General features: G+C 71.2%; 5 protein-coding genes. 4 read left to right on the top strand and 1 reads right to left on the bottom strand.

The genetic code is table 11. The features are described from left to right. Window positions 1-186 precede the first annotated feature (186 nt). Window positions 187-1215 carry a 6-phosphofructokinase gene (locus NQ165_RS10405; RefSeq protein ID WP_257533290.1) on the top strand — a complete coding sequence of 343 codons (1029 nt, stop codon included), beginning with the start codon at window positions 187-189 and terminating at the stop codon, window positions 1213-1215. 106 nt (window positions 1216-1321) lie between these two features. Here the strand turns inward: NQ165_RS10405 and NQ165_RS10400 are convergent, their stop codons facing one another. Further along, window positions 1322-3457 (bottom strand): S9 family peptidase, encoded by a 2136-nt coding sequence (locus tag NQ165_RS10400; protein ID WP_257533288.1) that lies wholly within the window; start codon window positions 3455-3457, stop codon window positions 1322-1324. 197 nt (window positions 3458-3654) lie between these two features. Here NQ165_RS10400 and NQ165_RS10395 point away from each other — a divergent pair, with 197 nt between their 5' ends. The 3 genes from NQ165_RS10395 to NQ165_RS10385 all read left to right on the top strand — a co-directional run bounded on the left by NQ165_RS10395 (window position 3655) and on the right by NQ165_RS10385 (window position 6219). Continuing rightward, window positions 3655-4920 (top strand): inorganic phosphate transporter, encoded by a 1266-nt coding sequence (locus NQ165_RS10395; RefSeq protein WP_257533286.1) that lies wholly within the window; start codon window positions 3655-3657, stop codon window positions 4918-4920. Then, window positions 4917-5252, top strand: a complete 336-nt coding sequence (locus NQ165_RS10390) for a peptidase (protein WP_257533284.1) — start codon at window positions 4917-4919, stop codon at window positions 5250-5252. The genes NQ165_RS10395 and NQ165_RS10390 overlap by 4 nt, the downstream gene beginning before the upstream one ends. A 61-nt stretch (window positions 5253-5313) precedes the next feature. Next, the gene (locus NQ165_RS10385) at window positions 5314-6219 is read left to right on the top strand and encodes a phosphodiesterase (protein WP_257533282.1); all 906 of its coding nucleotides are present in this window, start codon (window positions 5314-5316) and stop codon (window positions 6217-6219) included. The last annotated feature ends 15 nt before the right edge of the window (window positions 6220-6234 follow it).

Here is a 6234-nt window from a genome sequence, read left to right as displayed (position 1 = left end):
GCGCGGCGGCTGCTGCCCCGCGGCCGCCGCCCTCGTGGCCACAGAGGGCCGCGCCCCCGCCGCCGGGGGGGCCCGCGTCGCATTTCCTCCGGCCCGCGCGTCTGGCAGGCGACGGCGGGCGCCGATAGTGTCGAGGAAGGCAACGTGGCCGTACACATCACTGAAAGCTGACAGCAAGGACGTTCCATGAAGATCGGCATCCTCACCAGCGGCGGCGACTGCCCGGGCCTGAACGCGGTCATCCGCGGCGTCGTGCTCAAGGGCACGACCACCTACGACCTCGAGTTCGTCGGGATCCGCGACGGCTGGCGGGGCGTGGTGGACGCGGACTTCTTCCCGCTGACCCGCCACGAGGTGAAGGGCCTGTCCAAGGTCGGCGGCACCATCCTCGGCACCAGCCGCACGAACCCCTACGAGGGCCCCCGCGGCGGCGCGGAGAACATCGCCAAGACGCTCTACGGTCACCGCATCGACGGCATCATCGCCATCGGCGGCGAGGGCACCCTTGCCGCCGCGAACCGGCTGTCCAAGGACGGCATCAACGTGCTCGGCGTGCCCAAGACGATCGACAACGACCTGCGGGCCACCGACTACTCGTTCGGCTTCGACACGGCGGTCAACATCGCCACCGACGCGATGGACCGCCTGCGCACCACCGGCGACTCGCACCAGCGGTGCATGGTCGCCGAGGTCATGGGGCGTCACGTCGGCTGGATCGCCCTGCACGCCGGCATGGCCGCGGGCGCACACGTCATCTGCATCCCCGAGGTGCCGATGTCGATCGACGACATCTGCGAGCAGGTGTCCAAGGCCCACGACCGCGGCCGTGCGCCGCTGGTGGTCGTCTCGGAGGGCTTCAAGCTGAGCGGCATGGACGAGGCGTACAGCGACAAGGGCCTCGACGCCTTCAACCGCCCCCGCCTGGGCGGAATCGGCGAGATCATCGCGCCCGAGATCGAGCGCATCACCGGCATCGAGACGCGCGCGACGGTCCTCGGCCACATCCAGCGGGGTGGTTCGCCCTCGGCGTTCGACCGCGTGCTGGCGACCCGCCTGGGGCTGCACGCCGCAGACGCCATCGTCGATGGCGCGTGGGGCCAGATGGTGTCGATGAAGGGCACCGACATCGTGCGCGTCTCGTTCGAGGAGGCCCTCGGCGAGCTCAACACCGTGCCGCTGTACCGCTACGAAGAGGCTGCCGCGCTCTTCGGCTGACCTCGCGTCGTTGCGACCCCGGATCCCGGGAGACCGCCCCTGTCACGGGGAGGGCTCCCGGGATCACGGCGTTCCGGGGGCGGCGACGACCGCTGATCCCGCCCGCTCACGCGGGGTCGGCGACCCCCAGCACCTCCAGCAGCCACGCGAGCTCGAATGCGCGCTCCTTCCAGGAGTTGTAGCGCCCCGAGACGCCGCCGTGGCCGGCGACCATCTCGCACTTCAGCAGCGCATCGGCGCCGACCTCGCGCAGGCGCGCGACCCACTTGGCCGGCTCGACGTAGAGCACCCGGGTGTCATTGAGGGACGTCACGGCGAGGATGCGCGGGTAGGTGACGCCCTCGCGGACGTTCTCGTAGGGAGAGTACGACTTCATGTAGGCGTACACGTCGGCGTCGTGGAGGGGATCGCCCCACTCGTCCCACTCGATCACCGTCAGCGGCAGCGACGGATCGAGGATCGTGGTGAGGGCGTCGACGAAGGGCACCCCGGCCAGGATGCCGGCGAACAGCTCCGGTGCCAGGTTCGCCACCGCACCCATCAGCAGCCCGCCCGCCGAGCCGCCCTCGGCCACCATCCGGTCGGGGGAGGTGTAGCCGGCGGCCACCAGGTGCCGAGCGGCGTCCACGAAGTCGGTGAACGTGTTGCGCTTGTGCAGCAGCTTGCCGTCCTCGTACCACTGACGGCCCATCTCGCCGCCGCCGCGCACGTGGGCGACGGCGAAGACGACGCCGCGGTCCAGCAGCGACAGCCGCGCGACGGAGAAGCCGGGGTCGATGGAATGCTCGTAGGAGCCGTACCCGTAGAGGTGCAGCGGGCGGGGTCCCTCGGAGCCGGGGGTGCCGAACGAGCGCTTCCACACCAGCGACACCGGCACCTGCGTGCCGTCGGCGGCCGTCGCCCACACGCGCTCCTGCGCGTAGTCGGCGGCGACGTAGCCGCCCAGCACCGGCTGGCGCTTGCGCAGCAGCATCTCGCCGGTCGCCACGACGTAGTCGTACACCGTGCCGGGCGTGACGAAGGAGCCGTATCCCAGGCGCAGCACGGGCGGAGCCCACTCCGGGTTGCCCGACAGCCCCACGCTGTACAGCGGCTCGTCGAACGGGATCTCGTCGAGCGCCTCGGTGCTGTAGTCGAGCATCGCGAGCCGCTCGAGACCGTCGCGGCGGTAGCCGGCGACCGCCCAGTCGCGGAACGTCGAGACGCCCAGCAGGCGCCGACCGGGCTCATGCGGGATGACGGTGGCCCGGGCACCCGCGGGATCCGCGGCCGCGACCCGCACGAGCTCGAAGTCCAGCGCGCCGTCGTTGTGCAGCACGTACAGCACATCCTCGCCGTCGACGACCGCGTGCTCCGAGGAGTACTCCACGCCGTCGCGACGCGGCCACACCACGCGCGGGGCGCCCCGCAGGTCGTCGGCATCCAGCAGCCATTCCTCCGACGTCACCGATGAGCCCAGCTCGATCATCAGGAACCGGCGGCTGTGGGTGAAGCCCGCCCCGACCCAGTACCGCTCGTCGGGCTCGGAGAAGATCCGGGCGTCTTCGGCGACGGGTGTGCCCAGTTCGTGCAGCCACACCGTGTCGGGTCGCCATGCGTCGTCGACGGTCGTGTAGACGATGAACCGGGCGTCGGGGGAGAAGGTCGCGCCGGCGAACGTGCCGGGGATCTCGTCGGGGAGCGTCTCGCCGGTGGCGAGGTCGCGCACCCGCACCGTGTAGCGCTCGTCGCCTTCGACGTCGACGCCATACAGCAGCAGGGCGCCGTCGTCGCTGACCTCGAAGCTGCCGAGCGAGAAGAAGTCGTTGCCCTCGGCTTCGACGTTGCCGTCGAGCAGGACCTGCTCGCCGGGGACGGGCGTGCCGGGCGTGAGCGCCGGCGGGGTCCAGTCCTCGGGGGATGCCAGGGGGGCGCGGCAGTGGATCGCGTACTGCCGGCCCTCCTCGGTGCGGGCGTAGTACCACCAGCTTCCGCGCCGCGTCGGCACCGACAGGTCGGTCTCGAGGGTGCGGCCCTTGATCTCCTCGAAGATCCGCTCGCGCAGCGGCGCCAGATGCGCGGTGCGGGCTTCGGTGTAGGCGTTCTCGGCTTCGAGGTGGGCGATCACCCCCGGGTCGTCCTTGGCTCGCAGCCATTCGTACGCGTCGACGACGGTATCGCCGTGGTGCGTGCGCTCCCGCGGACGCCGTTCGGCGACGGGGGGAGCGGGGGAGTCCTGGGGCGTCTGCGCGGTGGCGGTCACCCTCTCACGCTAGTCGGCCCCGCGCGCCGCGCCTGAACGTCGCCGCAGAACAGCGCCGGTCGGTAAGAATCGCGGGCGCGGATGTGCGAAGATTTCTGTCGGCTCGGTAAACGGAGCACAACTACCCGCTGAACTGTTCGTTCGCACGGCCGACATCGTCGGCACCCTTCCCCCCATCTCCTGACGGAAAGCGAACGGTGGAAACCGCAGCCCTCATCGTCGTGCTGGTGATCGCACTGGCGCTCTTCTTCGACTTCACCAACGGCTTCCACGACACCGCCAACGCGATGGCCACGCCCATCGCGACCGGTGCCCTCAAGCCCAAGACCGCGGTGCTGCTGGCCGCCGTCCTCAACCTCGTCGGCGCGTTCCTTTCCACCGAGGTGGCCAAGACCATCTCGGGAGGGATCATCCGCGAGGAGGAGATCTCCGCCTCGATCTTCCCGTCGATCATCTTCGCCGGCCTCATCGGCGCGATCACCTGGAACATGCTCACCTGGCTGCTGGGCCTGCCCTCCAGCTCGTCGCACGCGCTGTTCGGCGGCCTCATCGGCGCGACCCTCGTCGGGGCGAGCGCAGCGGCCATCGATGTGGGCGTGGTGATGTCGAAGGTCGTGCTCCCGGCGCTGATCGCGCCGCTCACGGCCGGCATCATCGCGTTCACGGTCACCAAGCTCGCCTACGCGATGACCCGCCGCTACGACAACAAGCCCGACGGCCGCGACGGGTTCCGCTGGGGACAGATCTTCACGTCGTCGCTCGTCGCGCTGGCGCACGGCACCAACGACGCGCAGAAGACGATGGGTGTCATCACCCTCGCGCTCATCACCGTCGGCTGGCAGACCGCCGCGCAGCCTCAGCTCTGGGTGATCGTCGCGTGCGCCGTGACCATCGCGCTCGGCACCTACATGGGCGGCTGGCGCATCATCCGCACGCTCGGCAAGGGTCTCACCGACGTCAAGCCGGCGCAGGGCTTCTCCGCCGAGGCGTCCACGGCGTCCACGATCCTCGCCTCCAGCGCCCTGGGCTTCGCCCTGTCGACGACGCAGGTCGCCTCGGGATCGGTCATCGGGTCGGGTCTCGGCCGGCGCGGCTCGAAGGTGCGCTGGCGCACGGTGGGGCGCATCATGGTCGGCTGGCTGCTGACCCTGCCGGCCGCCGGCGCGGTCGGCGCGCTCGCCGCCCTCGTCGTGGTGTGGCTGGGCCAGGTCGTCGGCGTGCTGGTCGGTGCTGTCGCGGCCATCGCGATCATCCTGGCCATCTTCCTGCGCTCGCGTCGCAACGCCGTCACCTCCGCCAACGCGATGAGCGGGGTCGCCGAGTCCGCCGGGGCGGTCAAGGTCAAGCGCAACCCGCCGCCCACCCGCCGGCAGCGCGCGCTGCAGCGCCGCGAGGCGAAGGCGGCGAAGGCGGCGAAGGAGGCCGCGCGCACGCGGGGCGACGGCGGGGAGGAAGGCCGATGAACATCGCGATCAACTGGGTGGCCTTCGCCGAGGTCTTCATCGCCGCCCTCATCGCCGCGGTCGTGGTGGTGGGCTTCTACGCGCTGGGTCTTCGGATGCTGGTGCGCGCCGGCCGTGCGCCCGTCGTGGCGCCGGCGGAGTTCACCGACGCCATCACGGTGATCAGTGAGAAGCAGGCGCGGCGTGCGGCGAAGGCGGCCGCCAAGTCGGCAGCCCGCAGTCCGCTCAGCGACGGCGAGAAGACCCTCGCCCTGGTCGGCGCGTACGCCTCGTTCTCCGTCTGCGGCCTGGCCGTTCTCGGCGGGCTGCTCATCATCCTCTTCAACCACTGACGTCCGCCGGCGCGTTGCGCGCCACCGGGTGACGTCGGCGGCCCCACCTAGACTTTCGGCCATGCAACCAGTGCAGTGGGGAAGCCATCCGCCGGCACGTCGCGTGATCGTGCACCTGAGCGACACGCACCTGCTCGGGCGCGGAGCGCGCCTGGCCGGCAGGTTCGACGTCACCGCGAACCTCGACGCCACGCTGGCTGCCGTCGAGCGGCTGGGGGTGCGTCCCGACGCCCTGGTGTTCACCGGCGACCTCACCGATCTCGGCGATCCCGAGGCGTACCGGGCGCTCCGCGCCGCCGTCGAGCCGGTGGCCGCACGACTGGGCGCGCCGGTCGTGTGGGTCGCCGGCAACCACGACGAACGCCCCGAACTGCGACGCGACCTGCTCGGGCTGCCGGCCAGCCAGGAGCCGGTGACCGGCGTGTGGGACCTGGGTGGCCTGCGTCTCATCGCCCTCGACACCACCGTTCCCGGCTGGCACCACGGAGACCTCGACGCGACCCAGCTCGATTGGCTGCGCGCGCAGCTGCGACACCCCGCGCCGCTGGGCACCCTGCTGGCGATGCACCACCCGCCGCTTCCCAGCCACATCCCCCTCTTCGACATCCTCGAGCTGCGCCACCAGGCGTCGCTGGCCGAGGCCATCGCCGGCACGGACGTGCGCGGCATCCTCGCCGGCCACCTGCACTATTCGACGTCGGGCACGTTCGCCGGCGTCCCCGTGAGCGTCGCATCCGCCACCTGCTACACGATGAACCTGCAGCGGCCGCCGGAAGAGGTCAACGGCATGGATGCCGCGCAGGCGTTCCACCTGGTGCACGTCTACGACGACACGATCACGCACTCCGTCGTCCCCGTCGTCGACGCCCCCACGGGGGACTTCTTCAGCGCCGAGTGGGTCCAGCGCATGGACGCGCTCACCGCGGAGGAGCGGATGGAGGCGTTCTCGCGCAAGCCGGCCCGCTGAGCCGGCCCGGGTCGG

This window comes from Microbacterium sp. zg.Y1084 (genome assembly GCF_024623595.1).
Taxonomy (GTDB): domain Bacteria; phylum Actinomycetota; class Actinomycetes; order Actinomycetales; family Microbacteriaceae; genus Microbacterium; species Microbacterium wangruii.
The sequence above is the reverse complement of the archived record's forward strand: the minus strand, read 5'-3'. Positions and strand labels throughout refer to the sequence as shown.